Source organism: Phycicoccus sp. DTK01 (genome assembly GCF_017312765.1).
In the GTDB taxonomy this organism is placed as follows: Bacteria; Actinomycetota; Actinomycetes; order Actinomycetales; family Dermatophilaceae; genus Phycicoccus; species Phycicoccus jejuensis.
The window spans coordinates 1-959 of record NZ_BOPU01000025.1; the positions used below are offsets into that span (position 1 = coordinate 1).

1 protein-coding gene is annotated in these 959 nt (G+C 73.7%); it reads right to left on the reverse strand.

Going from position 1 to position 959, the window contains the following annotated elements; translation table 11 throughout:
* On the reverse strand, positions 1-959 hold a 959-nt coding region (locus J3473_RS19215; protein WP_207025405.1), incomplete at both ends, for a methyl-accepting chemotaxis protein.

Consider the following 959-nt stretch of genomic DNA (forward strand, 5'->3'; position numbering starts at 1 on the left):
AGGGTCTGGAGCTGGGTGCTCATGCGGGCGAGCTCGAGGGAGGCGCTCTGGCTGTCGGCGGCGGAGCCGCTGGTGACCTGGGCGGTGTCGGCGACGATGCCGACGGAGTCGGTGATGTCGCTGGAGCGGGTGGCGGCGGCGACGGCGCGCTGGCTGATCTCGGTGGCGGTGACGCTCTGTTGCTCGACGGCGCCGGCGATGGCGGTCTGGTGCTCGGTGATCTCCTCGACGACGGTGGCGATCTGGCCGATGGCGGTGGCGGCGGCGGCGCCGTCGGTCTGGATCTGGTGGACGCGGTCGGTGATGTCGGCGGTGGCGGCGGCGGTCTTCTGGGCGAGGTCCTTGACCTCGCCGGCGACGACGGCGAAGCCGCGGCCTGCTTCGCCGGCGCGGGCGGCCTCGATGGTGGCGTTGAGGGCCAGGACGTTGGTCTGTTCGGCGACGGCGCGGATGAGGCCGATGACGTCGGTGATCTCGGCGGAGGAGCGGCCGAGCTGTTCGACGGTGGTGGTGGTCAGGCGGGCGAGGTCGGTGGCCTTGACGGCGACGCGGGCGGCTTCGGAGGCGGAGTGGGAGATCTCGCCGATGCTCGCGCCGAACTCGGTGGAGGCGGCGGAGAGGGAGTCGATGTGGGAGAAGACCTCCTGGGCGGCGCCGGAGGCGAGCTGGGCGCGGGCGCTGGTGTGCTGGGCGGCGGAGGCGATGGAGGCGGAGGCGACGGAGACCTCCTCGCTGGCGGCGGCGAGGGTGACGGCGTCGTCGCTGATGGTGGTGATCATGGTGCGCAGGCGGGTGGTGGCCGCCTCGAGGGAGCGGCCGACGTCGCCGAACTCGTCACGGCCGTCGGGCAGGTCCTTGGCGCGCAGGTCGCCCTCGGCCAGGGCCTGGACGGCGTGGACGGTGCGGCCGGCGTCGCGGCGGGTGAGCACGACCATCCCGGCCACCAGCCACAACGCCAG